The organism is Microcoleus sp. M2_D5, assembly GCF_036701935.1.
GTDB lineage: Bacteria > Cyanobacteriota > Cyanobacteriia > Cyanobacteriales > Microcoleaceae > Microcoleus.
Map to the genome: position 1 here is coordinate 78540 of NZ_JAUBRP010000012.1, position 419 is coordinate 78958.

Here is a 419-nt window from a genome sequence, read left to right on the forward strand (position 1 = left end):
CAATTAGCCGAAACAGTAGCGAAGTCAAGTTACGAAAGTTTACAGCAGCAGTTGAGTGAACGCGAAAGTTCGATCGCTTCTTTGCAGCACCAAATCGCTGAAAAAGACCACCGCGAACACGAGTTTGTGCAGCAGCTAGCCGAAAAATCGAGTTCGATCGAATCTTTGCACCAGCAGCTAGCCGAAAAATCCAGTGCTCTGGAATCTTTACAGCAGCAATTCGCTGAAAAAGACCACCGCGAACACGAGTTTGTCCAACAGCTAGCCGAAAAATCCAGTGCTCTGGAATCTTTGCAGCACCAAATCGCTGAAAAAGAACACCGCGAACACGAGTTTGTGCAGCAGCTAGCCGAAAAATCCAGTGCTCTGGAATCTTTGCAGCACCAAATCGCTGAAAAAGAACACCGCGAACACGAGTT

Annotated in this window: 1 pseudogene; it reads left to right on the forward strand. The window is 47.7% G+C overall.

The features are described 5' to 3' along the window. Positions 1-419, forward strand: a pseudogene (locus QUA50_RS07665) (CopG family transcriptional regulator); the annotation flags it as partial.